A 25343-nucleotide genomic window follows, 5' to 3' on the forward strand; every position below is an offset into this window, starting at 1 on the left:
AATTGTTTACTTTGCAAGCAGGGAAAGACGTCCAACCGCAATCGCGATCTGAGGCAGCGCGAAACGCAAGGTCAGACGACAATGCGCGGTGCCACGTGCGGATTGGATGGCGCTGTTCAGCCCGTCGATCAACGTGGCAATCGATTGGTCCAGCGCGGCATCGGTCGCGATTTCTGCTGCCGTTTTCGATAGCCATGCGGACAGATCGCACAGCGCGGTCATCGGATCGTGAGACGGGGCATTCAGGCGCAGACCTTCGACCAGTTTTTCGCGCAAAGGGCCGTCCTGCATGTGAACGACCTGAATGCGGTCACGTAGGTCGCCAAAATCGGCGGCGATATCACGTTCGGTCAATCGCGTTTCGATCAAAGTCAGAAATTGACGCAGCCGCAACGACTGAGCCGTGTCTTCGATCGCGACAGCATCAGCACCTTCCCCTACGTAAGGGGAAAATTCTGGCGCCTGCATCAATTCTTGGAAATGGGCGATCAGGGGGGTGATCGGCGATTGGCCTTTGGCCACGTCCGACGCCAGCGCCGATGGGTCGATCTGTAGTTCCAGCGACGCGCGGTGGATCGCCTTGGCCGCGGTTTCAGGCACGGTGCCGATTTCGCCATTTGCCTTTGCCATCGACCCGATGACGATCATCATCGCGCGCACTTCGGCGGTGTCTGTGAACAGCGCCGCGCATTCGCGGTCGAACAACATGTCGCGGAAAATCGCGCTATCAAAGGCAGAGGCGGTCATCAGATATGTCCCGTTTCTTTCATGAATTGGATCAGCCGTTCGGTATAGGCATGTGGCTGTTCAACGCAAGGCAAGTGGCCCGATTTTCGGATGATGTGAAACTGCGATCCGGGTACGACATCCACCGTTTCGCGCACCAGGTCGGCGGGCGTTGACCCGTCGTCCGATCCTGCAATGCCTAACGTGGGAATGCGCAACCCGCTGGTGGGCGTGTAAAAATCCGTGCCCGACACGGCGGCGCAACAACCACAGTATCCTTCGACTGACGTCGCGCAGACCATATCCCGCCACGGTTTTACAGCGTCCGATTTTGCAAAATCACGGGTGAACCATTTGCGCATGATCCCATCGACAAAGCTTTCGATGCCATGCGCGCGCACCGCGTCGATCCGATCCTGCCACAGCTTTGGCGTGCCGATCCGCGCTGCCGTGTTCGACAGAACCAGCGTGCGGATGATGTCGAACCGTTTCACCGCCAGCCCCTGACCGATCATCCCGCCGATGGACAGCCCCACGAACATCGCATCCCGCACGTTCAGCGCGTCACAGACGGCTTCGGTATCTTTGACCAGTTTCCCCATCGAATAGGGCGCAGGCGTCGCAGTGGAATTGCCGTGGCCGCGTTTGTCCATGCGGACGATGCGCAGGCCTTCGGGCAACAGCGGCAGGACCGCATCCCACAGGTGCAGGTTCGTTCCCAGCGAATTGGCGAAAACGATGGTCGGCGCGTCAGCGTCCTGCACGCCGTCGACGCGGGCATATAGCGTCGCGTCGCCATGTTCGATGTAGTGGTCTGTGTAATTCATCCCTGCGCGATATCAGGGATCGTCGTCAAATCCGAGAGCACAAATTCAGGCGCGGCATACAAACGATCCAGCGGATCACCGTTGCGATTCACCCATGCGGTCCGATAGCCGAAATTGGCCGCGCCCGCCGCGTCCCAGCCGTTAGAGGACACAAACAGCACTTCGTTTCGTTCGCAGATGAACCGGCTTTCGACCATTTCGTAGACCAGATCGTGGGGTTTGAACACGCCAACGGATTCCACCGACATCACGTCGTCCAACACATCCGATAGGCCCGCCGATTTTACAGCCGCGTTCAGCATTTCAGGGTTGCCGTTCGACAGGATGGCGGTGTTCAGGCCCATCGCCTTTAGTTTGCGCAGCATTTCAGGCACTTCGGAATAGGCCGATAGTTCCCAATACAGCGCCAGCAGGCGTTCGCGCAGGGCAGGGTCGGTCAGGTTCGATGCCTCTAGCGCCCAGTCCAGACCGTCTTGGGTCAGTTGCCAGAAATCGATGTGTTTGCGGGCGATGGCGCGCAGCCACGAATATTCCAGCTGTTTGCGGCGCCAATCGGCGGCCAGCGTCGGCCAAACCTCTGCCAATGCCTCTTGTCCCGGTTCGTTGGCGGCTTCGCGGGCGGCGGCGGTCACGTCGAACAGGGTGCCATAGGCATCAAATATGCATGTATTTATCAATTGTCTTCCTCCATCCTGACGCGCAACCTGCCGCGCTATGGGCCAAAGAACAACTACGCTGTTTGCAATTCTGCCATGCAATACTTACGTTACCCCAGAACCCAGAGCACCCGCGCAGTCGCGGCCTCGTTTATCAATTCCCAAAATTCGGAGATTTTCATGACGCAAGTTAAGTCGGGCGATACCGTACGCATTCACTACACTGGCACCCTGACCTCGGGCGAAACCTTTGACAGCAGCGCAGGCCGCGACCCGCTGGAATTCGTTGTTGGTTCGGGTCAGATCATCCCAGGTCTGGACAAAGCGCTGCCAGGTATGGCTGTTGGCGACAAAAAATCGGTCGATATTCCTTGCGCCGAAGCTTACGGCGAAAAGCGTGACGAAGCGATCCAAGCGATCCCTCGTTCCGAAATCCCTGACCACATCCCAACCGAACCAGGTACGCAGCTGCAGATGCAGGCGCCAACAGGTCAGGTTGTTCCTGTGACCGTTGTCGAAGCTAACGAAGAACAGGTCATTCTGGACGCGAACCACCCGCTGGCTGGCAAAGACCTGAACTTTGCGATCGAACTGGTCGAAATCAAAGCAGCCTGATCTACAGGATCATGACGGTGTAGATGTAGGAAAACATCGCCGCCGCTGTGAAAATATAAGCGCCTGCAAGCCAAATTGCGGGCGTTTTTTCTATTTTGGGTGTCTTGGGCAGCGATTGCAGCAATACGATCCCGCGGATCGTCAGCGCGGCCAAAACGCCTAGCAATAGCGACTGATACCCGACAGCCAGCGCGATCATGACCGCCAACACTAATGCTGCCGCCAAATAGGGCAGGGTATGGCCGAACGATTGGCCCAAAGTGTAGGCGACCCGCCCACCAGCAAATGGCCACACAGGCAGGATCATCACCGCCCCATAGGCAGGCGCAAAGACCGCGATCACCGATGCCCAACTGGACACGATAGGCGCATGGCCAAAGGCGAATTGTGAAATGGCGTGGGCCAGCGTCGCAACAACCAGCAAAGTCGCCACGCCATACAGCGCGGCAAAGGCCATATGCATGTGCGGCACGTCATCCAGATACCGTTCGGTGCGCAGCGGAAAAATCGGATTTGTGCGGATCTGCGCGGGGTGCCCGAAACTGCGCAGCGCCGCGATTTGGCCGATCTCTTGGGTATAGACCATTACGATCATCGCGCCGCCAACGACGGGCCCCATCAGATAGATAATCAGGATCAGCCCCATAAGGCCGAAAAGCCAGAACCTAGGCTCTGGCTTTGGGATTTGCAGGCCGGACCACCCGTTTGGTGCGGCCTTGAACAGCGCAACGCAATAGCCGATGGCAAGCGCTACGAACAACATCGATTACAGGTTATCCTGCTGCGGCATGCCCAAAACGTGGAAACCACCGTCAACGCGGATGATTTCACCCGACGTATAGGCGCCTGCCTCGGATGCCAGATACACAGCGGTGCCGCCGACGGCCTCTAGCGTGGCGTTGCTGCGCAGGGGTGCGTTTTCTTCGGTGTGGCGGAACGTTTTGCGTGCGCCGCCGATGGCCGCACCAGCCAGCGTTTTCATCGGGCCTGGGGATACGGCATTCACGCGGATACCTTGTGGGCCCAGATCGTTTGCCAGATAGCGCACCGACGATTCCAGCGCCGCTTTGGCAACGCCCATGACGTTGTAGTTTGGCGTCACGCGGTTCGATCCGCCGTAGGTCAGGGTCAACAGGCTGCCGCCTTCGGGCATCAGTTCGGACGCGCGTTTTGCAACATCAATGAACGAATAACAGCTGATGGTCATCGAATGACAGAAATTGTCGCGGCTGGTGTTGATGAAACGGCCAGTCAGTTCGTTTTTGTCGGAATAGGCAATCGCGTGTACGACAAAATCGATGGTGCCCCATTTGTCTTTCAACGTCTTAAACGCCAGATCCATGCTGTCGTTGTCTGTCACGTCAACGTCGATCAGGGTGTCCGACCCAACCGAAGCCGCCAGTGGCGCAACGCGTTTACCAAAGGCTTCGCCTTGGTAGGTAAAGGCCAGTTCAGCGCCCGCATCTGCCATCGCTTTGGCAATGCCCCATGCGATCGAACGATCATTAGCAACGCCCATGATCAGGCCGCGTTTACCTTGAAGTTGGATCATTAGTATTCCCCGAAATTTTTATGAGATGTGACCCGTTTGTGCCCTAGGGTCAAGTTACCGAAATCTGCCTGTGTCCATCGAAAGGCATATGTATAGGCGCTCAAGTTCGTTAAAATTGGTTAATCAAGGCTTAAAGCTTTCTAGCATATTTGAGAAGTCATTAAGGATTTTGAGCACGGTGTTAATATCGTCACTGCCGTATTGGTCCAAAAATGGCTTTAGTTCCGGCAAAAGCGATCGCTGCGTCGTCATCAGGTGTTCGGCGCCCGCCGCTGTTATATGCGCCAGTTTGACCCGCTGATCGTTCGGCGCATCAATCAGGTCCACCCATCCAGCGCCGTGGAATTTACTGACCATTTTTGTAACTGCAGGTTGGCCGACCTGAACGGCACGCGCGATATCCGTGACGCGCTGAGGGCGCTGTTGGCGCGCGATATGTGACAGGACGGATAGCTGCGCCAAGGTAAGCCCCTGCGGGCGCAGCCGGTCCTGCAGAACGGTTTGATACAGTTCGGCGCTGATTGCAAAATGGGTCGCAAATTCAACGATTGTTTGGGGCGAATGGGGCATTTAACCTAAGCAGGTTGATGTTTCATTCCAGGGAATATAAAAACATTCCATGGAATGCAACTGGTGAGTCGTAATGGTTAAGTTTTAAAAAATGGTATGGCGAAAATCGCGGGGCTGCCGATTGGGTGGCATGTCGCGCTGACAGCAGGCAGTTTTTCGTCTTTGGTTTTGCAACGCGCAGCTGACCCAAAGCTATGCAGCATCGCAGTTCCCTGTGCCTTATGCGGTCGGGCAAACGGCGTTTAATGGGGAATTGATCAAAGGCTACTACAGTCACATGCAGGAACTGGGGACGCTAGATATATACGTGCGGACTCAGTTGATCGATTTCGCGTTTATCGCGTCGATGGTGACGTTTGGGCTGTTGCTGTCCACCTTGGTTGCGCGGATTGGCGTGGCGAATGGGTGGGGGCAAAAGATCGGGTATGCCGCTGGGCTGTCCATCATGGCTGGCGGCACGCTGGATGTCGCAGAAAACCTGATGTCGTTTGTGATGCTGTCCAATGTGGCGGGTTTCCCTAATTGGATCGCGATCATCTATTCGTCTTTCGCTACTTTGAAATTTGTTTGCATCACGGTCGCTATGGCCGCAGCGCTGCTGGCGGTATGCGTGGGGATGGCTGAACGTTCCTGCGTACGCAGGATCACCGCGTAAACGAAAAAAGGCCACGCGAATGTGCGTGGCCTTTGGTTTTCGATATCCGAAAAAATTAGTCGCGATACTTCGACAGGATCATCGATCCGTTGGTGCCGCCAAAGCCAAAGCTGTTGGTCATCACGCTGTCCAGACCTGCGTTTTCAACCAGCGACGATGCGATCTCCTCTGGTTTCAGGGCTGGGTCCAGTTCTTCGACGTTGATCGAAGGCGCGATGTAATCGCCCTGCAGCATCAGCAGACAGTACACAGCTTCGGATGCGCCGGTGGCGCCTTGGCTGTGGCCGGTCATCGATTTGGTCGACGAAACAGGCGGAGTGCTGCCTTCGCCGAATACGCGGCGGACGGCTTCGATTTCGCCAACGTCACCGACTGGGGTCGATGTGCCGTGGGCGTTGATATAGCTGACTGAACGGCCCTCTGGCAGGGATTGCAGCGCCAGACGCATCGCGCGTTCGCCGCCTTCGCCCGATGGTGCAACCATGTCGTGGCCGTCGGATGTCGCGGCAAAGCCTGTGACCTCGGCGTAGATTTTCGCACCGCGCGCTTTGGCGTGCTCCAGCTCTTCCAACACCAGCATTGCGCCGCCGCCTGCGATGACGAAACCATCACGGTTTGCGTCGAACGCGCGGGATGCTTTTTCTGGGGTGTCATTATATTTCGACGACATTGCGCCCATCGCGTCGAACAGGCAGGACAAAGTCCAATCCAGTTCTTCGCCGCCACCCGCGAACATAACGTCCTGTTTGCCCATCATGATCTGTTCAGCCGCGTTGCCGATGCAGTGCAGCGACGTCGAACAGGCCGAGGTGATCGAATAGTTGATGCCTTTGATCTTGAACTGGGTCGACAGGTTCGCCGAGATGGTCGACGACATGCATTTTGGAACAGCGAACGGCCCAATGCGTTTCGGGCTGCCGTTTTTGTCGACGATCTGGTGGGCTGCATACATTGCGCTGGTCGACGGACCGCCCGAACCTGCGATCAGGCCAGTGCGCACGTTCGAAACTTGTTCGTCGGACAGACCTGCGTCTTCGATCGCTTGTTTCAGCGAAATATAGGCATATGCCGCGCCAGGGCCCATGAAACGCAATGCGCGTTTGTCGACATGTTCGGTGATGTCGATTTTCACGGTGCCCGCGATTTGGCTGCGGAAACCGCGCTCGGCCATTTCTGGGCTGGCTTCGATGCCTGATTTCCCTGCGCGCAAGGATGCTTCTACTTCGGCAGCATTGTTGCCGATGGGCGATACGATGCCCAATCCAGTGACGACGACGCGACGCATTGGCGGCCTCCCTATAGTTTTATTGAAACCTGTGGCGATTAGGATGCCGACAGGGCGACTTTCATGTCTTTGACCTGATAGATAACTTCACCATCAGCTTCTACAATACCGTCTGCAACACCCATTGTCAGGCGGCGCGTTTGAACGGCTTTGGTGAAATCAACTTTGTAGGTCAGCATTTTGCGGTCCGGACGAACCATGCCGGTCAGTTTGACTTCGCCTACGCCCAATGCGTAACCGCGACCTTCCCAGCCGCGCCAGCCCAGATTGAAACCGGTCAGCTGCCACAGGCCGTCCAGACCCAGACAGCCAGGCATGATCGGGTTGCCAGGGAAATGGCAGTCAAAGAACCACGCATCAGGTTTGATGTCGAATTCTGCGATCACGTGACCTTTGCCGTGTGCGCCGCCGTCGCCCGAAATTTCGGTGATGCGGTCCATCATCAGCATGGGTGGTTCTGGCAATTGTGCGTTACCTGGGCCAAAGAGTTCGCCACGGGCACATTTCAAAAGATCTTCGCGGTCAAAGCTGCTCGGATATTGGGCCATGTTGTTTGTTTCCCTCTTGGGTCCAGATTGATTTGGGACCGTCTATCACTCAGTGGTTAACAAGAGCAAGTCTAGCGGTCGTATCCGTTTAGGGCAGTTGAATAGAAGTTGATTGAAAATCACCCCAACCCTGCTTTATTAACAGGGATAACCGACAAAGGGCACAAGTATGCACGACCAAACGATCGAGCGCGGAACGACATGGCTAGCGGACGCAGGATTGCGGCCGACCCGTCAACGTGTGGCATTGGCGGCGTTGCTGGTGGGCGATGGTATGGATCGGCACGTGACCGCCGAATGGCTGTTCGAAGCCGCGACCAAAGCGGGCGCAGGCGTGTCTTTGGCCACTGTTTACAATACGCTACGTGCCTTTTCCGAAGCAGGACTGGTACGCGAAATCACCGTTGACGGGTCGCGCAGCTATTTCGACACCAACATGACCGATCACCCGCATTTCTATTGGGAAAATGACGGCACGTTGACAGATGCCCCATCCGAAGAATTGCGGATCGAAGGTTTGCCAAAGGCCCCTGATGGTGCGCGAATTTCCGCTGTTGATGTGGTTATCCGTCTGCGCCGCGACTAACGGACGCGGTTTTTAGAACCACTGGCCAGGCTCCATCAGACCCAAATCCAGCAATTGGCGTGAATGCCATTCGAATTGCACCGAATTGCGCCAGCTAAAGGTGGGGATCTGAAATGTGGATCCGGGATTGCGTTTCAGCGCCTTTGCCGTGCGGAACGAACAGATGGCGGCCGTCAGATTGTGGTGCCACGGACATGAATAGGTGTTGTATTCATCGTCATTAAACGTGTGATCGCCGCGCAGGGCCAATCCTTGTTTCGATTTGAACAGGGCGATGCGGTCAATGCGCCGCAGGGCGGTTGGAACGAATTCTTCGAAACGCCACCGCAGACCGCCAAAGAAATCCAGCTGCCGTTCATATGGATGATTGTGGTTGGCTGGGTTTTGCCGTGCCAGCGCGTAATACCCTGTTTTGTCCATCTGCGCAGTGTCCAGCGAAACCGCATTGGGGAACTGGTTTAGGTCTTGGGCGTACAGGTCGACGACATAGGTCAGCATGGAATCGCGGCGTTCTTCGGTATGAAACGCCAGCATTTCGCCGACAGTGCGGTTTTCGCAGAACGGATAGAACAGATATTCGGCGTTATAGCAGTAATACATCCAGACCGCTGGCGCAGCTTTGATGCAGCCATTGACTGCCGTAGCCACCATATCAGCAGAACGGACATCGTAATCCACACGGTCGATCAGTTTTTCGACTGCGGGATCGATGACGATTTCTGGCGATGCAAAAACGACGATTTTGTTGAAACCGATGTCGCGATGGTGGCGAATGGTGCTTGCGACTTCGACGTCGTCTTCGACCATGATCAGGGCGACGGGCCCTTTTGCCAGCAGTTTGGGGGCGTCAGTCAGAAAAGATTGTAGGGATGAATGGCGCATGGGTCTCGGTTCAAATGTCGTTGTGGTCAAACTCTGACAATTTCGCCGCCATTGCAAGACGAAGGGCAAGGCGTTAGGTAACGCCAAATTCCCCCTTGTCCGTTATTCGGGATCACACCCATGTCCGAGCCGAAGAAGCTATTTATCAAAACCTACGGTTGTCAGATGAACGTCTATGACAGCGAACGCATGGCCGAAGCGCTGGGCGGTAAAGGTTATACCCAAGTCCAAACGCCGGACGAGGCGGATATGATCCTGATGAACACCTGCCACATTCGCGAAAAAGCGGCGGAAAAGGTGTATTCGGAACTGGGCCGTTTCAAGAAATTGAAAGAGGCAAAGCCCGACCTGAAAATCGGCGTTGCGGGCTGCGTGGCCCAAGCCGAAGGCGAAGAGATCATGGCCCGTCAGCCGATGGTCGATCTGGTCGTGGGGCCTCAGTCCTATCACCGTTTGCCTGCGATGGAAGAGGCCGTTCAACAGGGCAAAAAAGCCATTGATACGGATTTCCCCGAAGAGGATAAATTCGACACGCTGAACAAACGTCCACGCGCCACGCGCGGTCCCACAGCATTTCTTACCGTTCAGGAAGGATGCGATAAATTCTGCGCGTTCTGCGTTGTGCCCTATACCCGCGGCGCCGAAGTATCCCGCCCCAAAGAACGCATTCTACGCGAAGCCGCCGATCTGGTTGCGGCTGGCGTGCGCGAGATCACTTTGCTGGGTCAGAACGTCAACGCCTATCACGGCCACGACAAAGGTTTGGCTGGGCTGATTTGGGAACTGGACAAAATCCAAGGCTTGGAACGCATTCGTTTCACCACGTCGCACCCGAATGACATGGACGATGCGCTGATTGATGCGCACGGCACCTGCGATAAACTGATGCCGTATCTGCACCTGCCTGTGCAATCGGGCAGCGATAAAATCCTAAAGGCGATGAACCGCAAACACACGCGTGACGATTATTTCCGCCTGATTGACCGGATTCGCGGCGCGCGCCCTGATCTGCTGTTGTCGGGCGATTTCATCGTCGGTTTCCCGGGCGAAACCGATCAGGATTTCGAAGACACTATGGATCTGGTCCGCCGCGTTGGCTACGGGCAGGCCTATTCGTTCAAATATTCGACCCGTCCGGGTACGCCCGCCGCCGAAAAGGCGCAGCTGCCTGATGATGTCATGAACGAACGTCTACAGGCGCTGCAGGCGTTGCTGACAGAACAGCAGGTCGCGACCCAAAACAGCATGGTTGGCAAAGAAGTATCGGTTCTGTTTGAAAAAGCGGGCCGCCAAGAAGGCCAGATGATCGGCAAATCCGAATACCTGCATGCGGTGCACGCGACGGCTCCGGCAGAGGTCAAAGGCACCATTCGCCGTGTGCGGATTCTGGAAAGCCGGACCAATTCGCTGCACGGAGAGCTGATTTAATTGTCACTTTTGGCGTTCAAGTCGTAGACAATTTGATCTAAATTTACCGATTGTTGTATATTTGGGGTCAAACAGACACCAAATATGTCTTTTCTCTTGCGATTTTTGGGAAAAACGTCTGTATCTAAACGAAAGGTATGCGTTCGGATAGTTTCGTGCGCGTTGAATGTTTAGACAAAAGGTAAGTGCTGTGAAGACGAATTTCGGACAACGATTTGGAAAGGTGGCCGCGACGGCTGCTTTGATCTCGCTCGGTCTTGCTTCGATCGTATCGGCGCAGGACAGCCGTGTTGTATCTGGCGAACAATATGTCCCAACCATCTGGATCGACCCTGATGGCTGTGAGCATTGGGTGATGGATGACGGCGCCGAAGGTTACATGGATGCCAACCGCCGCCCAGACGGCACTGCCGTATGTCACCGTAGTGAAATCTGCGGCGTTGTTCCATCGGACCAACTGTTTGCGACCGACCGCTATTACATCAACAACGCGGGTCGCCAGCGTCTGCAGGGGTTCTTTACGGAATCGATGGCAAACGGCGCATTCGCGTTCCTGGTCTACGGTCACACCGATAGCCGCGCATCGGACGAATATAACATGCGCCTATCGAACAACCGCGCAAATGCGGTTGCGGATATCGCACGTAGCGTTGGCGCTTCGGTCGTCGATGTTCGCGGCTTTGGCGAACGCAGCCCGCGCGCAACAAACGACACAGCGGCAGGTATGCAAGAAAACCGTCGCGTTGAAATCTACTGCCTGCGTTAAGAGGATCGCGTTATGAAAATCGTTAAAGCAACCGTTCTTCTCATCGCTGCCGCATCCGTTTCGGGCTGTGTTTTGTCTGAAAACCTTGAAGGTACAGGCCCATTCCGCACGGGCGGCATCGGTCCGGACAAAAGCATGGACTACGGCATCAACGAACACCACCTGTCGACCATGGTTGCAGGTATCTGGGTTGACCCCCATGGCTGTGACCACTGGATCATCGATGACGGCGTCGAAGGTTACCTATCGCCACGTCTGACTCCAGATGGTTTGCCTGTTTGTTCGGGTGTTGGCCTGCCGAATACCGCCGTTGGCCCGTTCAAAGAAGGCACGCCAATCGCAGACGTTCTGTAATTTGGTCAAAAAAAATGCAATTTTGGGTGGTCGCAGAGAAATCTGCGGCCATTTGTTTTATGCAACTGTCATATGCGCATGAGACGCTTGCTTTAATTACAACTTGTGGCACCATATAAATACAACCTCTTGTAAGGAGATGTGATTGCCTAACGATATCTTGACCCCGCACCCCGAGCTGGTGATTGAGTTCCCAGATAATTATCTTTTGGCTGCCCTGTGTGGTGAACATGACAGGCATCTGGCAAAGATCGAGGAACGATTGGGAATACAGATCGCGCGACGTGGCAACCACATGATCCTGATCGGCGAAGATGCCGCGCAGAAAACTGGGCAAGAGGTCCTACAGTCATTGTATCAACGTCTGGAATCAGGCCGCGAAGTCGGCATGGGCGACATCGACCGCGAATTGCGGATGGGTGCGTCTGAACGTGATACTGGCGTCCAGGGTGGTGATCAGATGGAAATGTCCATCGGTACCCGTGTCGAAATCAAAACGCGCAAGAAACTGATCGAACCCCGCACAGATGCGCAAAAGGCGTATGTAGAAAACCTGTTCAAAAATGAACTGGCCTTTGGCATTGGCCCTGCCGGTACGGGTAAAACCTATCTGGCTGTTGCAGTCGGTGTGTCGATGTTCATTCAGGGACACGTCGATCGGATCATTCTGTCTCGTCCCGCTGTCGAAGCGGGCGAAAAGTTGGGTTTCTTGCCCGGCGATATGAAAGACAAAGTCGATCCTTTCATGCAGCCGCTATATGATGCGCTGAATGATTTTCTGCCCGGAAAACAGGTGGCGAAACTGATCGAAGAGAAAAAGATCGAGATCGCTCCGCTGGCCTTTATGCGTGGTCGGACGCTGTCAAATGCGTTCATCGTGTTGGACGAGGCGCAAAACGCATCGACAATGCAGATGAAAATGTTCCTGACCCGTCTGGGCGAAGGGTCGCGGATGGTCATCACGGGTGACCGCAGCCAGATCGATTTGCCGCGTGGGCAGGATTCTGGTCTGGTCGATGCGGAACGTCTGCTGAAGGGGTTGAACAAGATCAGCTTTAACTACTTTACCGCCAAAGATGTGGTGCGCCACCCATTGGTCGCAGCCATTATCGAAGCATACGACGCAGACGCACAGCGGTAATGGGCTGGTTACAGCGATTTATTGAAAAAAACCTTGGCCGCGACATCGCGGCCGAGATGCGTGAAGAAAGCCAAAACTGGCATTTGGAATGCCCGAAATGCGGCAATTCAAAATCCGTCTGGGAAGTTGGCGGAGTACGGTATAAAGCCACCGGCAGCAAAAGCGTTCTGGGCAGATGTTCGGGATGCGGCGGCAAACTGCGGTTCCTAAGGGTGGTTTATAAACCAGATGCAAATCGACATTGATATCACGGACCAACGCTGGATTGATGTCGGCATAGAACAGATTTGCGAAAACGCGGCCTTGGCGGTTCTGGCGCGGTTGGACATTGATGCGGACGATTGTGAAATGTCCGTTCTGGCCTGTGATGATGCCCGCATTCAGGAACTGAACGCCGATTTTCGCGAAAAGGACAAGGCGACGAATGTGTTGTCGTGGCCTGCGGATGAACGTGCCGCCGAAATCCAAGGCGCGATGCCCGATGCGCCCGAACCTGACGTGTTCGGCACCATCGAATTGGGTGACATCGCCATTTCCTATGACACCTGCACCCGCGAGGCACAGGAGGCAGGAAAGCCAATTCAGGACCATACAATGCATTTGATGGTCCACGGCGTGCTGCATCTGTTGGGTTTTGATCACATAAATGACCCAGATGCGGAATTAATGGAAGGATTAGAGACCGAGATCCTTTGCAAAATGGGTCTGGCTGACCCATATTCAGAATATTGAAGATCAGCCACTGAAGGCACGATCATAGGTTTGGAGAAAATGGGCGACACCACAGAGGGGCCTTCTACGGCAGCGCAGAGCGCGCTGACTGAACAATCTGACGGCAATAAGGGTGGCCTGTTTGGCCGCATCCTAGGCGTTTTGTCCCCGTCAGAAGAATCCGAAACCATCGAACAATCGAACGATGAACAGCCCACGGCGCAACTGCCGACGTTGGGCCTGTCCAACTTGCGCCGAATGCGCGTCGAAGACGTGTCCATTCCTAAAGCAGAGATTGTCGCGGTTCCGGTCACATCCACCAAAGAAGAACTGGTCGAAGTCTTTCGCGATAGCGGATTGACGCGGATTCCGGTCTTTGACGGAACGCTGGATACACCTGTCGGGCTTGCGAACCTCAAAGATTTCGCATTGCGCCACGGGTTTAACGGCGATCATGAATTCGATGTGCGCGATATGTTGCGGCCACTGCTATATGTGCCGCCATCCATGCCGCTGCATGTTCTGCTGCAAAAAATGCAGGCCGAACGCATCCATATGGCGTTGGTGATTGACGAATACGGTGGGACCGATGGGCTGGTCACGATCGAAGATTTGATCGAACAGGTCGTTGGCGAAATCGAAGATGAGCATGACGTTGACGAGGCGGACACATTTACCCGCACCGGCGCTGGCGTGTACATGGCTCAGGCCAAAACGCAGCTAGAGGAATTCGAAGCCGAAATCGGTATGGACCTAACCGCGCACGAAGAAATCGACGCAGAAGAGGTCGATACGTTGGGCGGTCTGGTCTTTATGCTGGCGGGGCACGTTCCCGCGCGCGGCGAGGTGATTCAACATCCCGATGGACCCGAATTCGAAGTTGTCGACGCCGATCCTCGTCGGATCAAACGTTTGCGCGTTCGATTGACTGCTGCGCCGGCGGAATAATTATGTTGCCTCGATTGTCAGGATTTGCCCTGCCATTCGGGGCGGGCATTGTTCTGTCGTTCGGGCAAGAACCATTTCATTGGCCAGTGGTGGTTTTGCCAGCGCTGGCCATTATGATTTGGGCCATCGGTCGGGCTGCAGATGCGCGCGGGGCAGGGGCATACGCCTTTGCTGCGGGATTTGGGTATTTTCTGCCAACGCTTAGCTGGATCATAAACCCGTTTTTGGTCGAACCAGAACTTTACGCTTGGATGGCGCCGTTTGCTGCGGTGCTGCTGCCTGCTGGATTGGCAGTCATCTGGGCCGTTTTTGTTTGGGCGGCGATGAAATGGTCGCGCAACGTGGCCGGTGTGACGTTAGGTTTGATGGCCGCCGAAGTGTTCCGCGCCTATGCCCTAACAGGGTTTCCATGGGCGCAGGTATCGCATGCGATGTTGGATACGGTGTCCATGCCGCTATTCGCGTATGTTGGGGCTATGGGGTTGACCCTGCTTATGTTGGGCGTTGCTGGCATGGTCGCGCACAGCGCGCGGTGGTGGTTGCTGGTTCTTCTGGCGTTGCCCGCCGTGCCCTATGCGCCAAATCCGACATCGGTCACGCAATCCACCTTAAGGTTGGTGCAGCCGAACGCATCCCAAGCGGATAAATGGGTGCCAGAAAAGGCAGAAGAGTTTTATCAGCGTATGCTGTCCGCATCGATGGCGATGCCCGCGCCGGATTTGATCGTGTGGCCCGAAACGGCCATTCCGACCCTAATGAATTATGCAGAATACACGCTGGCCGAAATTTCGAACGCGACGCCGACGTCTACCGTGATCCTAGGCCTGAACAGCAGCCGCGATGGCCTGTATTACAACAGCATGCTGGCGCTGAAATCTGATGGATCGCGGTCCATTTATGACAAATCTCACCTTGTCCCGTTTGGTGAATATTTCCCGGGCGGCGAACTGGCGTGGAAATTGGGCATTCGCGGGTTCGCGGCGCGTGATGGGGCGGCCTATGCCGCAGGCCTCGGCCCAGAGGTGATCGATATCCCTGGGGTTGGCCCGATCCTGCCGTTGATCTGTTACGAAGGTATTTTCCCGTCCATGTCGGCCAGCGGGGTCAGACCCGCCGCGTTGGTCCTGATTACAAACGACGCGTGGTTCGGTCCGTCGGCTGGTCCGAAACAGCATTTTGCCCAAGCGCGGATTCGCGCGATCGAACAAGGTGTGCCAATGGTGCGCGTCGGGAATACGGGCATATCCGCCGTGATTGATGGGCGCGGAACGGTCGTTGCAGATTTGCCGTTTCAGACGAACGGATACGTTGATACGGCTTTGCCTATTACCCTGCCGACTACTTTTTACGCTCGGATGGGTAGGTTTTGGGATTCATTGTAATCCTCACAGCACTGTGCGCCGTAATAATCATCAATCGGTCAAATGGCCGTTGACGCTAAACTCTGGCGGGTCTAACCGATACCACACTCACCCCCACAACGGCTTCCTGGCGTGGCGGGTCACATCTAATGGAGCATTTCATGTCACGACTGGACTACACTTTTACTTCGGAATCCGTATCCGAAGGTCACCCCGATAAAGTATGCGACCGCATCTCTGACTCGGTTCTGGATGCGCTTTTGGCAGAAGAGCCAGAAGCCCGCGTTGCCTGCGAAACATTTGCGACGACAAACCGTGTCGTCATCGGGGGCGAAGTTGGCCTGTCCGATCAGTCCAAACTGGCAGAGTATATGGAATCGATGCCTGATATCGTGCGCGGCGCGATCAAAGACATCGGTTACGAACAGGATAAATTCCACTGGGAAACCGTGGAAATCACCAACCTGCTGCACGAACAATCCGCCCACATCGCCCAAGGTGTCGATGAGGCCGATGGCAAAGACGAAGGCGCAGGCGACCAAGGCATCATGTTTGGTTACGCAACCAACGAAACCACAGCGTTGATGCCCGCACCGATCCAATACAGCCACGCCATTCTGCGCCGTCTGGCCGAGGTCCGCAAAAGCGGCACCGAACCAGCGCTGGGCCCAGATGCAAAGGCGCAGCTGTCGGTCATCTACCGCGGCGGTCAGCCTGTTGGCGTGTCGTCGCTGGTCCTGTCGACCCAGCATTTGGATGAATCGCTGTCGTCGGCTGACGTGCGTGCGATTGTCGAACCCTACATCCGCGAAACGCTGCCTGATGGCTGGCTGTCGGATGCGACCGAATGGTGGATCAACCCAACGGGTAAATTCGTCATTGGCGGCCCTGATGGTGACGCTGGCCTGACGGGCCGCAAAATCATCGTGGATACCTACGGCGGCGCGGCCCCACATGGCGGCGGTGCGTTTTCGGGCAAAGACCCGACCAAGGTGGACCGTTCGGCGGCCTATGCTGCGCGCTATCTGGCGAAAAACGTGGTTGCGGCTGGTCTAGCGGATAAATGCACGATCCAGCTGTCCTATGCGATTGGCGTTGCGAAACCACTGTCGATCTATGCCAACACCCACGGCACCAGCAAAGTCGACGAAGCCGCGATTGAACGCGCTGTTTCGGGCGCAATGGACCTGACGCCTCGCGGTATCCGTACCCATCTGGGTCTGAACAAACCGATCTATGCACGCACGGCGGCCTATGGTCACTTTGGCCGTGAACCTGACGCGGATGGCGGTTTTTCGTGGGAACGCACCGATCTGGTCGATGCGCTGACCAAAGCGGTCTAAAATATCAAAGGGCGGTCTTGTGCCGCCCTTTTTGTATCTATGTTTGCGGGGGCAACTATGTGGCGGTTTGGGATCATTGCGATATTGGGTTTGACGGCCTGTACGTTGGAAATGCCAACTTTGGGGTCTCCGTCCCTTGCTGGTCGTACCGCGCAAACCTTTAGCACCGACCACGGCACCCAAGTTGAATATCTGGCCGCCGATGGACATGCGATTTTGTGGTATCCGCAGCGCCCGATCCCTTGGGTCGGGGAATGGGAACGCCGCGATGGGCTGATGTGTTTCCGGTATCTGGTCGATACGGCGGCGGGGAACAGCTATAGCGATTGGGCGTGTTCGGATTGGGATGCCTATATGCGCAGCGTGAATGAATTGTGGCAGGGTGATATCTTTGACCTGGATACGCGGTCGGTTCCGTTCACGATCCCTGATCGCGATGTCTATTCGGTGACCGAACTGGCGGATCAGGCGGGAATTGATCTATCCGCGACCCAAGATGTCATGCTGACCATCCGCTGATATTGCCGTAAGCCGCGCGTCCTGCTACAGCGCGGCCCATGACCAGTGCAAACAAACACCCCAAAGCCCCTTGGCGTAACTTTTATGGCCGTATTCACGGGAAAACCCTGAATCAGGCACAAAAAGATTACCTAGACGAAGATTTGGCCGCATTGGCCCCCGGCGGCGTGGATTGGGATACAAACCCGAACCGCGATCCGATCGATATGGCGGCCCGTTTTCACGGCAAACCTGTTTGGGTCGAAATCGGCTTTGGCGGCGGTGAACACCTGATCCACATGGCGGAAAAATACCCTGAGGTGGAAATCATCGGGTGCGAACCGTTCATCAACGGTGTGGCGATGTTGCTGGGCAAAATCCGTAAATCGGGCGCGACCAATATTTCGGTCCACCCCGGTGATGCGCGGGATTTGTTTGACGTTCTGCCCGATGAATCCATCGAAAAGGCGTTTTTGAACTATCCCGATCCGTGGCCGAAAAAACGCCACCACCGCCGTCGTTTTGTGACAGATGAACATCTGGACCCGCTGTTTCGCAAATTGAAACCCGGTTCGGAATTCCGCGTTGCGACCGATATCCCAGACTACGTGCGCCAAACCCTAGAGGAAGTGCCAAAAGCAGGGTTCCAATGGACCGCCGAAGGCCCGACCGATTGGCGTGATCCGTGGGGCGATTGGATTTCGACCCGCTACGAACAAAAGGCTTTGCGCGAAGGCCGGACGCCGCATTATCTGACGTTCATCCGGCCCTAACCGTTTAGGCGCCTTCGAAATCACACAGCGTATGGACGGACATGCCCATGTCCGTCAGGTGTTTGCGGCCGCCCAGTTCGGGCAGGTCCACGACAAAGGCGCATCCGACAACGACCGCGCCCAGCTGTTCGACCAGATGGATGCCCGCTGCTGCGGTGCCGCCCGTGGCCAACAGATCATCGACGATCAGCACCCGTTCGCCAGCCTGCAGCGCGTCATCGTGGATTTCGACGGTCGCTTCGCCGTATTCCAGTTTGTAGTCCTGCGAAATGGTTTTGCCGGGCAGTTTGCCTTTCTTTCGCACGGGCACAAAACCCACCGCCAATTGGTGCGCGACCGCGCCGCCCAAGATGAAACCGCGCGCCTCTAGCCCGATCACCTTGTCGATCTTTTGGTCCATATAGGGGTGCAGCAATTGATCGACTGCGATCCGAAACCCGCGCGGGTCCGAAAACAACGTGGTCACGTCGCGGAACATGATGCCTTCGTGCGGGAAATCGGGGATCGTACGGATATAGTCCTGAACAGTTTTCATGTCGGCCTCTGATTTGAATTCGGCGCGGGGGCTATCAGCCCAATACGCGGCCCGCAATCACCTTTAGCTTTTCGACCATGGTGCCGTCGCGTTTGTCGGGCGCGGTCATGATGGCATATTCCAGCGCCGTGTCACAGCCGCAGGGGCAGGGCGCGCGGTCAGAGCCCAAAATGGCAGGCAGATTGGCGACCGTTTGTTTGGCATTGGCCGAATTGCCGTTCAGCGTGGCGATGATGTCGGTGATCTGTACCGCGCCGTGGTCTGGGTGCCAGCTGTCGTAGTCCGTGATCATCGCAATCGATGCGTAGCAAAGCTCTGCCTCTCGCGCCAATTTCGCCTCTGGCATGTTGGTCATGCCGATGACATCACAGCCCCACGCGCGGTACATGTGGCTTTCGGCCATCGAACTGAATTGCGGGCCTTCCATCGCTAGGTACGTGCCGCCGCGATGAACGGTGGTGCCTGTTGCCTTGGCCGCTGTTTCGGCTGCGTCCATCAGGCGGTCGCAGGTGGGATGCGCGACGCTGACATGTGCGACCAATCCGGGGCCAAAGAACGTTTTTTCCCGCGCAAAGGTGCGGTCGATGAATTGATCGACGATGACAAAATCACCGGGGGCCATGTTTTCGCGGAACGATCCGCAGGCCGACACGCTGAACACATCCGTCACGCCCAATTGTTTCAGTGCCGCGATGTTGGCGCGGTAATTGACGGTGGACGGCGTTTGCACATGGCCGCGACCGTGGCGGGGCAAGAAAACCATATCGACGCCGTTCAATGTGCCTGTCAGCAATTCGTCCGACGGCGCGCCCCATGGGGTATCAACGGCCACCCATTTGCGGTATTCCAATCCGTCAATGTCATAGACGCCTGATCCGCCGATGATTCCGATTTTTGTCATTTGTCTCACCTGTTCATCTTTTGGTTGTAACGGTGCCGTGTTGCGTTTGGATGTGCAACCCAGTTGTTGTGGTGAAATTAGATCATGGATGGTGTCAAAATTTCGCCGTGGGTTCACTTTCTACCGCTAACAGGATAGGGGCGGATCAAGCGAACAGAAACAGGATGTGGACTATGCCCCGCGCGACATTGTCGGCCTTTGCCGAAAAATTAGCGATCGCCGACAAAGGTGATCTGACGCCGTCCCAAATGAAAACCGAAATTCTGTCGGGCCTGACCGTGGCGCTGGCGCTGGTACCCGAAGCGGTCGCCTTTGCGTTTGTCGCAGGTGTGCACCCGCTGGTCGGTTTGTATGCCGCGTTTATCATCGGTTTGGTGACCGCGCTGATCGGTGGCCGTCCGGGCATGATTTCGGGTGCAACTGGCGCGTTGGCTGTTGTGATGGTGGCGCTGGTTGCGGAACACGGGGTCGAATACCTGTTCGCAACTGTTGTCCTGATGGGGATCATCCAGATTGCCGTGGGCATTCTGCGCTGGGGTAAATTCATCCGCCTTGTCCCGCACCCTGTTATGCTGGGCTTTGTGAACGGTCTGGCGATCGTTATTTTCTTGGCTCAGATGACGCAATTTCAGGTGCCTGGCACGGCCGAGGTTTCGGGGCATGGCGCATCGGGCGGCGAATGGCTGTCGGGTATGCAGCTATATATGATGCTGGGTCTGGTCGCGCTGACCATGGCGATCATCTATGCGTTGCCTAAATTCACGAACATCATCCCTGCGCCGCTGGCTGGTATCGGTATCACCGCGATCATCGTGATCGTGTTCAGCATCGATGTGCCTCGCGTGGGCGATATGGCCGAAATCAAAGGCGGCCTGCCGATGTTCCATTTCCCTGAGGTTCCGCTGAACCTAGAAACGCTGAAAATCATCCTGCCGTATTCGATCATTCTGGCCGCGATTGGCCTGATTGAATCGCTGCTGACGCTGAACTTGGTCGGTGAAATGACCAACAAACGCGGCGGCGCATCGCAGGAATGTATCGCGCAGGGGTCTGCAAACTTTATCGCTGGTTTCTTTGGCACGATGGGCGGCTGTGCGATGATCGGTCAGTCGATGATTAACGTGAAATCGGGTGGACGTACCCGCGTGGCTGGCATCGCTGCGGCGTTGTTCCTGCTGGCGTTCATCGTGGTGGCTTCGCCATTGATTGAACAGATCCCGCTGGCGGCGCTGGTTGGCGTGATGTTCATGGTCGTGATCGGCACGTTTGCGTGGAATTCGTTCAAAATCCTGTTCCGCGTGCCGCTGATCGATGCGTTTGTGATCGTTCTGGTGACCGTCGTGACCGTGATGACCGACCTTGCGACAGCCGTTGTTGTGGGCGTGATCGTGTCCGCGCTGGCCTATGCATGGAACAACGCGCGCCGTATTCACGCGAAATCCTACGCAACACCCGAAGGCGCAAAGGTCTATCAAATTCAGGGGCCGCTGTTCTTTGGTTCGGCCGAAGGTTTTGCCGAACTGTTCGACGTTGCGAACGACCCATCGCTGGTGATCATTGATTTCAATGACAGCCGCGTGGTTGACCAATCCGCCCTGCAATCGATCGAAGCGATCGCCGCAAAATACGAAGCCGCTGGCAAAAAGGTTCAGCTGCGTCACCTAAGCCACGATTGCCATGCCCTGCTGAAAAAGGCAGGCCACCTGATCGTGGATAGTGACGACGATCCTGATTACGAAGTCGCTGTGGATTACAGCGTCCGCACCGGCATTTTGGGCGGTCACTAAAACTACTGATGCGGCGGACCAATGGGTGCGCCGCATCTGGACCATGAATTGGTCCCGCGATATGACGCTTGGCATAGCTAAAAGAGGTTACTCATGTCCGGTCACGGCACTCCGATCCCGATGATTTCCCGCAAATGTGGCCCGCTGAACGGCGTGGCAAATGTGCCGGGCGATAAATCCATCTCGCACCGTTCGCTGATTTTGGGCGCGCTGTCCGTGGGTAAAACCGAAATCACTGGCCTGCTGCTGGGCGAAGACGTTCTGGACACCGCCAAAGCCATGCGCGCATTCGGCGCGACGGTCGTGGACCACGGCGAAGGCAACTGGTCCGTTGAAGGCGTCGGTGTTGGCGGGTTCAAAGAGCCTGAAAACGTGATCGACTGCGGTAACTCGGGCACGGGCGTGCGTTTGATCATGGGCTGCATGGCGACGTCGCCGATCACGGCGACATTTACGGGCGACGCATCGCTGAATTCCCGCCCGATGGGCCGCGTGACCGATCCGCTGGCGCTGTTTGGTGCGAAATCCTATGGCCGTCAGGGTGGCCGCCTGCCGCTGACCATCGTTGGCGCGGAAAACCCTGTGCCTGTGACCTACAAAACGCCTGTTCCTTCGGCGCAGGTGAAATCGGCGGTTCTGTTGGCGGGTCTGAACGCCCCAGGCAAAACCGTTGTGATCGAACAAGAGGCGACTCGCGATCACACCGAACGCATGTTGCAAGGGTTTGGCGCGGAACTTACCGTCGAAGAAACCGACGAAGGCCGCGTGATCACGTTGACCGGTCAGCCTGAATTGAAAGCGCAGACCATCGTTGTACCGCGCGATCCGTCATCGGCTGCGTTCCCTGTGTGCGCTGCGATCATCACCGAAGGGTCGGACGTATTGGTGCCGAACATCGGCCTAAACGACACCCGCGCGGGCCTGTTCACCACGCTGCGCGAAATGGGTGCCGATCTGGAATACGAAAACCTGCGCGAAGAGGGCGGTGAACCTGTCGCGGACCTGCGCGCAAAATATAGCCCGAACCTGAAAGGGATCGAAGTTCCCCCAGCGCGCGCCGCGTCGATGATCGACGAATATCCTGTGCTGTCCGTGGTTGCGGCCTTTGCAGATGGCGACACCGTGATGAAGGGCGTCAAAGAACTGCGCGTCAAAGAATCCGACCGTATCGACGCAATGGCCAAAGGCCTGCGCGCGGCTGGCGTGACCGTGGACGAAGGCGATGATTGGTGGATCGTCAAAGGCCAAGGTTTCGGCAACGTCAAAGGTGGCGCCACCGTCGAATCCCGTTTGGACCACCGCATTGCGATGTCGTTCATGGTGATGGGTATGGCGACGAACGAACCGATGCGCGTTGACGACGGGTCGCCGATTGCAACGTCTTTCCCGATTTTTGAACCGCTGATGGCCGAACTGGGCGCAGCGATCACCCGCGAGGCATAAGATGCAGTTTACGGTTGCGATTGATGGACCTGCCGCCGCTGGCAAAGGCACAATTTCCAAAGCGGTCGCAGCCGCATTCGGCTTTGCGCATTTAGATACGGGGCTGCTGTATCGCGCCGTTGGGGCCAAAACGCTGGACGGCATGGACGCTGTTCAGGCGGCTGAAACGCTAGACCCTTTGGATCTGGAAAACGACGCGCTGCGCACCGCCGCAGTCGCGCAGGCCGCCAGCAAAGTCGCCGTCATCCCCGAAGTGCGCAGCGCTTTGGTTGCGTTCCAACAGTCATTCGCCCGCCGCACGGGCGGCGCGGTGTTGGACGGGCGCGATATCGGTACGGTGATCTGCCCGAATGCCGATGTGAAACTGTTTGTGACCGCCAGCGCGGAATGCCGCGCTGAACGTCGGTTTTTGGAATTGTCGGCAAAACATCCTGAAACCACCCGCGAACAGGTGCTGGCCGATGTGGTTGCCCGCGACAAACGCGACAGCGAACGCGCAACGGCCCCGCTAAAGCCGGCAGATGACGCGGTGATGATCGACACATCTGACATGTCGATCGAACAAGCGATCAAAGCCGCTTGCGACGCGATCAACGCCGCCCGTTAATCGGGATGTTTCGCGTCGAATTCGGCGCGCGCAGCATCAATCTGTTCTAAATGCTTTAGGCCCCAATCCCCCAGATAACGGATCGGGTCGCCAAAGGATTCCCCCAAAGCGGTCAGTTCGTAATCGACCCGCGGCGGTACGGTGTCATGTTCCGTGCGGCGCACCAGCCCATCGCGTTCCAATTCGCGCAAGGTTCGCGACAGCATACGCTGGGTAATGCCCAAATGACGTTTCAGTTCATTGAAACGCATCATCCCCATGCCATCTAACGCAAGGATGACCAGAACGCTCCAGCGGTCGCCAACGCGAGACATAAAACCGTTCAGTTTTTCACAGGCCATAGGGCAATGGCCAATCGTGTGATCCTTCATGGTGTCATCCTTGATACTGGTTTCAAACATGTGCCTTCTTGTCGGCGCTTCTTAGTGACCAATATATACCAGTATAAATTTTATACCAGACTAAGGGACCACTCAGATGTTCTATGAAAAACTTGAATGGCGTTATGCAACCAAAGCGATGGACGCTGCCCAAACCGTACCAGAGGAAAAGCTGGACCGTATCATTGACGCCGCGCGCAAGGCGCCAACGTCGTCCGGTTTGCAGCCGTTCCACCTGTTCGTTGTGAAAGACACCGAAACCCGCGCAAAGCTGTCCGAGGCCGCATTTGGCCAGAAACAGCTGGTCGATGGCACCGCTGTGTTGGTGTTTGCTGCGTGGGATAACTATACCGCAGACCGTATCGATGGCGTTGTGGACCTGCACGCAGAAATCCGCGGTGAAAAATCGGACGCTCTGGTGACCTATTACGAAGGCCTAAAGGGCATGTACCTGCCACGCGATGAACGCACCAATTTCGAACACGCGGCCCGTCAGGCCTATATCGCGCTGGGCTTTGCCATGATGGCGGCCGCCGAAGAAGAGGTCGACGCGACCCCGATGGAAGGTTTCGACGCGACTGCTTTCGATGACATTCTGGGCCTGAAAGACAAAGGCCTGAAATCCGTCGTCATTTTGCCGGTTGGGTATCGTCAGCCTGAAAATGACTGGCTTCTGCCCCAGAAAAAGGTGCGCCGCAGCACAGAGGATTTCGTGACCGAAGTCTAATCGAAACACCAAAGGCCTCGCAGTTGCGGGGCCTTTATCTTTTGGGTCAGCGCGCTAATGTTTTGTTGCCCACGCCATTTTTGCGGCCATAGCATTTGATGGAACAGCGATAGAGCGTGTCGTATTTTTGATAGTTCGAGGCGCGGATGGGTGTAGAAGATCATAAGGTTGGGGGGGCAAGAATGGAATTCCGTCGGATTTTGTATCGCAGCAGACCCTGCTATGCCGATTATGACCATTCGGATTTGGACATTTTACGCAGTTCCATCCTGAACAATCGCAGGCAAGGGATCACAGGGTATCTGTGGCGCGCCAACCAACAATTTTTTCAGGCCTTGCACGGACCATCGGCCCATCTGCGCGACCTTATGCAACGATTGGAAAATGACGACCGGCATACGGACCTAGAGGTTTTGATGGATCGCGCCGCTGATGCGCAGTCGCCGTTTTCGGAATGGTCGATGGGGTACGATCATTTCGGGACGGCTGAAATGGCGTTGGACCTGAATGACAATGGAGCGCGGCCAACCATCAGCCCCAAGGGCGCAGAGGTCATCCATGCCAAAATGATAGACAGCGCCGCCGATGCGATTAGTTATGGCACGGCGTTTCCTTACTCTCGCAAAGCGCATGAAGCCGAGGATGACTATCTGGAACGTATCAACGCCATGATATGACCAGCCTTGCAATTAAGGCAAAATCACAGTAAACGCGCGTCTGTCCAAAGTGGGGAACACA

30 protein-coding genes and 1 riboswitch are annotated in these 25343 nt (G+C 56.1%); of the genes, 18 read left to right on the forward strand and 12 right to left on the reverse strand.

Features of this window, described 5'->3' with window-relative positions; all coding sequences use genetic code 11:
* Positions 1-6 precede the first annotated feature (6 nt).
* The 3 genes from ACXAGA_RS07410 to ACXAGA_RS07420 are packed head-to-tail and all read right to left on the reverse strand — an operon-like array spanning position 7 to position 2230.
* Positions 7-747, reverse strand: a complete 741-nt coding sequence (locus ACXAGA_RS07410; RefSeq protein WP_475116849.1) for a lyase family protein — start codon at positions 745-747, stop codon at positions 7-9.
* A complete protein-coding gene (gene pcaD, locus ACXAGA_RS07415; protein ID WP_475116850.1) occupies positions 747-1553 on the reverse strand; it encodes a 3-oxoadipate enol-lactonase in 807 nt (268 codons plus the stop codon). The genes ACXAGA_RS07410 and pcaD overlap by 1 nt, the downstream gene beginning before the upstream one ends.
* Positions 1550-2230: a haloacid dehalogenase type II gene (locus tag ACXAGA_RS07420; RefSeq protein ID WP_475116851.1), complete on the reverse strand. Its 681-nt coding sequence runs from the start codon at positions 2228-2230 to the stop codon at positions 1550-1552. The genes pcaD and ACXAGA_RS07420 overlap by 4 nt, the downstream gene beginning before the upstream one ends.
* A gap of 159 nt (positions 2231-2389) precedes the next feature.
* Between ACXAGA_RS07420 and ACXAGA_RS07425 the strand changes: the two genes are divergently transcribed.
* Positions 2390-2824, forward strand: coding sequence for an FKBP-type peptidyl-prolyl cis-trans isomerase (locus ACXAGA_RS07425; protein ID WP_475116852.1), 435 nt, complete (start codon positions 2390-2392; stop codon positions 2822-2824).
* A 1-nt stretch (position 2825) separates the two neighbouring features.
* Here the strand turns inward: ACXAGA_RS07425 and ACXAGA_RS07430 are convergent, their stop codons facing one another.
* The 3 genes from ACXAGA_RS07430 to ACXAGA_RS07440 all read right to left on the reverse strand — a co-directional run bounded on the left by ACXAGA_RS07430 (position 2826) and on the right by ACXAGA_RS07440 (position 4946).
* Positions 2826-3587 (reverse strand): hypothetical protein, encoded by a 762-nt coding sequence (locus ACXAGA_RS07430; RefSeq protein ID WP_475116853.1) that lies wholly within the window; start codon positions 3585-3587, stop codon positions 2826-2828.
* A 3-nt stretch (positions 3588-3590) separates the two neighbouring features.
* Positions 3591-4376, reverse strand: a complete 786-nt coding sequence (locus ACXAGA_RS07435) for an enoyl-ACP reductase FabI (protein WP_475116854.1) — start codon at positions 4374-4376, stop codon at positions 3591-3593.
* A gap of 123 nt (positions 4377-4499) precedes the next feature.
* Complete coding sequence (locus ACXAGA_RS07440) at positions 4500-4946, reverse strand: MarR family winged helix-turn-helix transcriptional regulator (RefSeq protein WP_475116855.1); 447 nt, start codon at positions 4944-4946, stop codon at positions 4500-4502.
* A 214-nt stretch (positions 4947-5160) separates the two neighbouring features.
* On the opposite strand from ACXAGA_RS07440, the gene ACXAGA_RS07445 reads away from it, so the two are divergent.
* Positions 5161-5601: a hypothetical protein gene (locus ACXAGA_RS07445; RefSeq protein ID WP_475116856.1), complete on the forward strand. Its 441-nt coding sequence runs from the start codon at positions 5161-5163 to the stop codon at positions 5599-5601.
* 55 nt (positions 5602-5656) lie between these two features.
* On the opposite strand, the gene fabB is transcribed toward ACXAGA_RS07445, so the two are convergent.
* Together fabB and fabA are read right to left on the reverse strand one after the other, a co-directional pair.
* On the reverse strand, positions 5657-6886 hold the full coding sequence (gene fabB / locus ACXAGA_RS07450; RefSeq protein WP_475116857.1) for a beta-ketoacyl-ACP synthase I: 1230 nt from the start codon (positions 6884-6886) through the stop codon (positions 5657-5659).
* 38 nt (positions 6887-6924) lie between these two features.
* Positions 6925-7434 carry a bifunctional 3-hydroxydecanoyl-ACP dehydratase/trans-2-decenoyl-ACP isomerase gene (gene fabA / locus ACXAGA_RS07455; protein WP_475116858.1) on the reverse strand — a complete coding sequence of 170 codons (510 nt, stop codon included), beginning with the start codon at positions 7432-7434 and terminating at the stop codon, positions 6925-6927.
* A 169-nt stretch (positions 7435-7603) separates the two neighbouring features.
* Here fabA and irrA point away from each other — a divergent pair, with 169 nt between their 5' ends.
* The gene (gene irrA / locus ACXAGA_RS07460; RefSeq protein WP_475116859.1) at positions 7604-8020 is read left to right on the forward strand and encodes an iron response transcriptional regulator IrrA; all 417 of its coding nucleotides are present in this window, start codon (positions 7604-7606) and stop codon (positions 8018-8020) included.
* Positions 8021-8032: 12 nt separating this feature from the next.
* Here the strand turns inward: irrA and ACXAGA_RS07465 are convergent, their stop codons facing one another.
* Complete coding sequence (locus ACXAGA_RS07465; RefSeq protein ID WP_475116860.1) at positions 8033-8902, reverse strand: glycosyltransferase family protein; 870 nt, start codon at positions 8900-8902, stop codon at positions 8033-8035.
* A 120-nt stretch (positions 8903-9022) separates the two neighbouring features.
* On the opposite strand from ACXAGA_RS07465, the gene miaB reads away from it, so the two are divergent.
* From miaB to trmB, 10 genes are all read left to right on the forward strand, one after another.
* Entirely contained in the window at positions 9023-10330 is a 1308-nt protein-coding gene (miaB, locus tag ACXAGA_RS07470) for a tRNA (N6-isopentenyl adenosine(37)-C2)-methylthiotransferase MiaB (protein WP_475116861.1), read from the forward strand.
* A gap of 166 nt (positions 10331-10496) precedes the next feature.
* Positions 10497-11096 carry an OmpA family protein gene (locus ACXAGA_RS07475; RefSeq protein ID WP_475116862.1) on the forward strand — a complete coding sequence of 200 codons (600 nt, stop codon included), beginning with the start codon at positions 10497-10499 and terminating at the stop codon, positions 11094-11096.
* Positions 11097-11108: 12 nt separating this feature from the next.
* Entirely contained in the window at positions 11109-11450 is a 342-nt protein-coding gene (locus tag ACXAGA_RS07480; protein WP_475116863.1) for a hypothetical protein, read from the forward strand.
* Between the two features lie 145 nt (positions 11451-11595).
* Positions 11596-12591: a PhoH family protein gene (locus ACXAGA_RS07485; RefSeq protein WP_475116864.1), complete on the forward strand. Its 996-nt coding sequence runs from the start codon at positions 11596-11598 to the stop codon at positions 12589-12591.
* Between the two features lie 228 nt (positions 12592-12819).
* Positions 12820-13323 carry an rRNA maturation RNase YbeY gene (ybeY, locus tag ACXAGA_RS07490; protein ID WP_475116865.1) on the forward strand — a complete coding sequence of 168 codons (504 nt, stop codon included), beginning with the start codon at positions 12820-12822 and terminating at the stop codon, positions 13321-13323.
* Positions 13324-13362: 39 nt separating this feature from the next.
* The gene (locus ACXAGA_RS07495; RefSeq protein WP_475116866.1) at positions 13363-14250 is read left to right on the forward strand and encodes a hemolysin family protein; all 888 of its coding nucleotides are present in this window, start codon (positions 13363-13365) and stop codon (positions 14248-14250) included.
* A gap of 2 nt (positions 14251-14252) precedes the next feature.
* Complete coding sequence (lnt, locus tag ACXAGA_RS07500) at positions 14253-15632, forward strand: apolipoprotein N-acyltransferase (RefSeq protein ID WP_475116867.1); 1380 nt, start codon at positions 14253-14255, stop codon at positions 15630-15632.
* 87 nt (positions 15633-15719) lie between these two features.
* Positions 15720-15768, forward strand: a riboswitch (SAM-SAH riboswitch).
* 4 nt (positions 15769-15772) lie between these two features.
* Positions 15773-16954 carry a methionine adenosyltransferase gene (gene metK, locus ACXAGA_RS07505; protein ID WP_475116868.1) on the forward strand — a complete coding sequence of 394 codons (1182 nt, stop codon included), beginning with the start codon at positions 15773-15775 and terminating at the stop codon, positions 16952-16954.
* Positions 16955-17011: 57 nt separating this feature from the next.
* Complete coding sequence (locus ACXAGA_RS07510) at positions 17012-17473, forward strand: hypothetical protein (RefSeq protein ID WP_475116869.1); 462 nt, start codon at positions 17012-17014, stop codon at positions 17471-17473.
* Between the two features lie 38 nt (positions 17474-17511).
* Entirely contained in the window at positions 17512-18225 is a 714-nt protein-coding gene (trmB, locus tag ACXAGA_RS07515) for a tRNA (guanosine(46)-N7)-methyltransferase TrmB (RefSeq protein WP_475116870.1), read from the forward strand.
* 4 nt (positions 18226-18229) lie between these two features.
* On the opposite strand, the gene ACXAGA_RS07520 is transcribed toward trmB, so the two are convergent.
* A complete protein-coding gene (locus ACXAGA_RS07520) occupies positions 18230-18760 on the reverse strand; it encodes an adenine phosphoribosyltransferase (RefSeq protein WP_475116871.1) in 531 nt (176 codons plus the stop codon).
* Positions 18761-18794: 34 nt separating this feature from the next.
* Positions 18795-19661, reverse strand: a complete 867-nt coding sequence (locus ACXAGA_RS07525) for an S-methyl-5'-thioadenosine phosphorylase (RefSeq protein ID WP_475116872.1) — start codon at positions 19659-19661, stop codon at positions 18795-18797.
* Positions 19662-19834: 173 nt separating this feature from the next.
* On the opposite strand from ACXAGA_RS07525, the gene ACXAGA_RS07530 reads away from it, so the two are divergent.
* The 3 genes from ACXAGA_RS07530 to ACXAGA_RS07540 all read left to right on the forward strand — a co-directional run bounded on the left by ACXAGA_RS07530 (position 19835) and on the right by ACXAGA_RS07540 (position 23498).
* On the forward strand, positions 19835-21448 hold the full coding sequence (locus ACXAGA_RS07530; RefSeq protein ID WP_475116873.1) for a SulP family inorganic anion transporter: 1614 nt from the start codon (positions 19835-19837) through the stop codon (positions 21446-21448).
* A 93-nt stretch (positions 21449-21541) separates the two neighbouring features.
* Positions 21542-22891 (forward strand): 3-phosphoshikimate 1-carboxyvinyltransferase, encoded by a 1350-nt coding sequence (gene aroA / locus ACXAGA_RS07535; protein WP_475116874.1) that lies wholly within the window; start codon positions 21542-21544, stop codon positions 22889-22891.
* Between the two features lies 1 nt (position 22892).
* Positions 22893-23498, forward strand: coding sequence for a (d)CMP kinase (locus tag ACXAGA_RS07540; protein ID WP_475116875.1), 606 nt, complete (start codon positions 22893-22895; stop codon positions 23496-23498).
* On the opposite strand, the gene ACXAGA_RS07545 is transcribed toward ACXAGA_RS07540, so the two are convergent.
* Positions 23495-23899, reverse strand: coding sequence for a winged helix-turn-helix transcriptional regulator (locus ACXAGA_RS07545; RefSeq protein ID WP_475116876.1), 405 nt, complete (start codon positions 23897-23899; stop codon positions 23495-23497). The two genes, ACXAGA_RS07540 and ACXAGA_RS07545, sit on opposite strands and share 4 nt — an antisense overlap.
* A 76-nt stretch (positions 23900-23975) precedes the next feature.
* Between ACXAGA_RS07545 and ACXAGA_RS07550 the strand changes: the two genes are divergently transcribed.
* Positions 23976-24605: an NAD(P)H-dependent oxidoreductase gene (locus tag ACXAGA_RS07550; protein WP_475116877.1), complete on the forward strand. Its 630-nt coding sequence runs from the start codon at positions 23976-23978 to the stop codon at positions 24603-24605.
* 182 nt (positions 24606-24787) lie between these two features.
* Positions 24788-25282 carry a BLUF domain-containing protein gene (locus ACXAGA_RS07555; protein WP_475116878.1) on the forward strand — a complete coding sequence of 165 codons (495 nt, stop codon included), beginning with the start codon at positions 24788-24790 and terminating at the stop codon, positions 25280-25282.
* Positions 25283-25343 lie beyond the last annotated feature (61 nt).

Source organism: Marivivens sp. ABH4_498 (assembly GCF_056160585.1).

Coding starts and splice junctions, on each gene's coding strand:
- ACXAGA_RS07410 (WP_475116849.1), bottom strand. CDS start 747: ATGACCGCCTCTGCCTTTGATAGCGCGATTTTCCGCGACATGTTGTTC.
- pcaD (WP_475116850.1), bottom strand. CDS start 1,553: ATGAATTACACAGACCACTACATCGAACATGGCGACGCGACGCTATAT.
- ACXAGA_RS07425 (WP_475116852.1), top strand. CDS start 2,390: ATGACGCAAGTTAAGTCGGGCGATACCGTACGCATTCACTACACTGGC.
- ACXAGA_RS07430 (WP_475116853.1), bottom strand. CDS start 3,587: ATGTTGTTCGTAGCGCTTGCCATCGGCTATTGCGTTGCGCTGTTCAAG.
- ACXAGA_RS07435 (WP_475116854.1), bottom strand. CDS start 4,376: ATGATCCAACTTCAAGGTAAACGCGGCCTGATCATGGGCGTTGCTAAT.
- ACXAGA_RS07440 (WP_475116855.1), bottom strand. CDS start 4,946: ATGCCCCATTCGCCCCAAACAATCGTTGAATTTGCGACCCATTTTGCA.
- fabB (WP_475116857.1), bottom strand. CDS start 6,886: ATGCGTCGCGTCGTCGTCACTGGATTGGGCATCGTATCGCCCATCGGC.
- fabA (WP_475116858.1), bottom strand. CDS start 7,434: ATGGCCCAATATCCGAGCAGCTTTGACCGCGAAGATCTTTTGAAATGT.
- irrA (WP_475116859.1), top strand. CDS start 7,604: ATGCACGACCAAACGATCGAGCGCGGAACGACATGGCTAGCGGACGCA.
- ACXAGA_RS07465 (WP_475116860.1), bottom strand. CDS start 8,902: ATGCGCCATTCATCCCTACAATCTTTTCTGACTGACGCCCCCAAACTG.
- miaB (WP_475116861.1), top strand. CDS start 9,023: ATGTCCGAGCCGAAGAAGCTATTTATCAAAACCTACGGTTGTCAGATG.
- ACXAGA_RS07475 (WP_475116862.1), top strand. CDS start 10,497: ATGTTTAGACAAAAGGTAAGTGCTGTGAAGACGAATTTCGGACAACGA.
- ACXAGA_RS07480 (WP_475116863.1), top strand. CDS start 11,109: ATGAAAATCGTTAAAGCAACCGTTCTTCTCATCGCTGCCGCATCCGTT.
- ybeY (WP_475116865.1), top strand. CDS start 12,820: ATGCAAATCGACATTGATATCACGGACCAACGCTGGATTGATGTCGGC.
- ACXAGA_RS07495 (WP_475116866.1), top strand. CDS start 13,363: ATGGGCGACACCACAGAGGGGCCTTCTACGGCAGCGCAGAGCGCGCTG.
- lnt (WP_475116867.1), top strand. CDS start 14,253: ATGTTGCCTCGATTGTCAGGATTTGCCCTGCCATTCGGGGCGGGCATT.
- metK (WP_475116868.1), top strand. CDS start 15,773: ATGTCACGACTGGACTACACTTTTACTTCGGAATCCGTATCCGAAGGT.
- ACXAGA_RS07510 (WP_475116869.1), top strand. CDS start 17,012: ATGTGGCGGTTTGGGATCATTGCGATATTGGGTTTGACGGCCTGTACG.
- trmB (WP_475116870.1), top strand. CDS start 17,512: ATGACCAGTGCAAACAAACACCCCAAAGCCCCTTGGCGTAACTTTTAT.
- ACXAGA_RS07520 (WP_475116871.1), bottom strand. CDS start 18,760: ATGAAAACTGTTCAGGACTATATCCGTACGATCCCCGATTTCCCGCAC.
- ACXAGA_RS07525 (WP_475116872.1), bottom strand. CDS start 19,661: ATGACAAAAATCGGAATCATCGGCGGATCAGGCGTCTATGACATTGAC.
- ACXAGA_RS07530 (WP_475116873.1), top strand. CDS start 19,835: ATGCCCCGCGCGACATTGTCGGCCTTTGCCGAAAAATTAGCGATCGCC.
- aroA (WP_475116874.1), top strand. CDS start 21,542: ATGTCCGGTCACGGCACTCCGATCCCGATGATTTCCCGCAAATGTGGC.
- ACXAGA_RS07540 (WP_475116875.1), top strand. CDS start 22,893: ATGCAGTTTACGGTTGCGATTGATGGACCTGCCGCCGCTGGCAAAGGC.
- ACXAGA_RS07545 (WP_475116876.1), bottom strand. CDS start 23,899: ATGTTTGAAACCAGTATCAAGGATGACACCATGAAGGATCACACGATT.
- ACXAGA_RS07550 (WP_475116877.1), top strand. CDS start 23,976: ATGTTCTATGAAAAACTTGAATGGCGTTATGCAACCAAAGCGATGGAC.
- ACXAGA_RS07555 (WP_475116878.1), top strand. CDS start 24,788: ATGGAATTCCGTCGGATTTTGTATCGCAGCAGACCCTGCTATGCCGAT.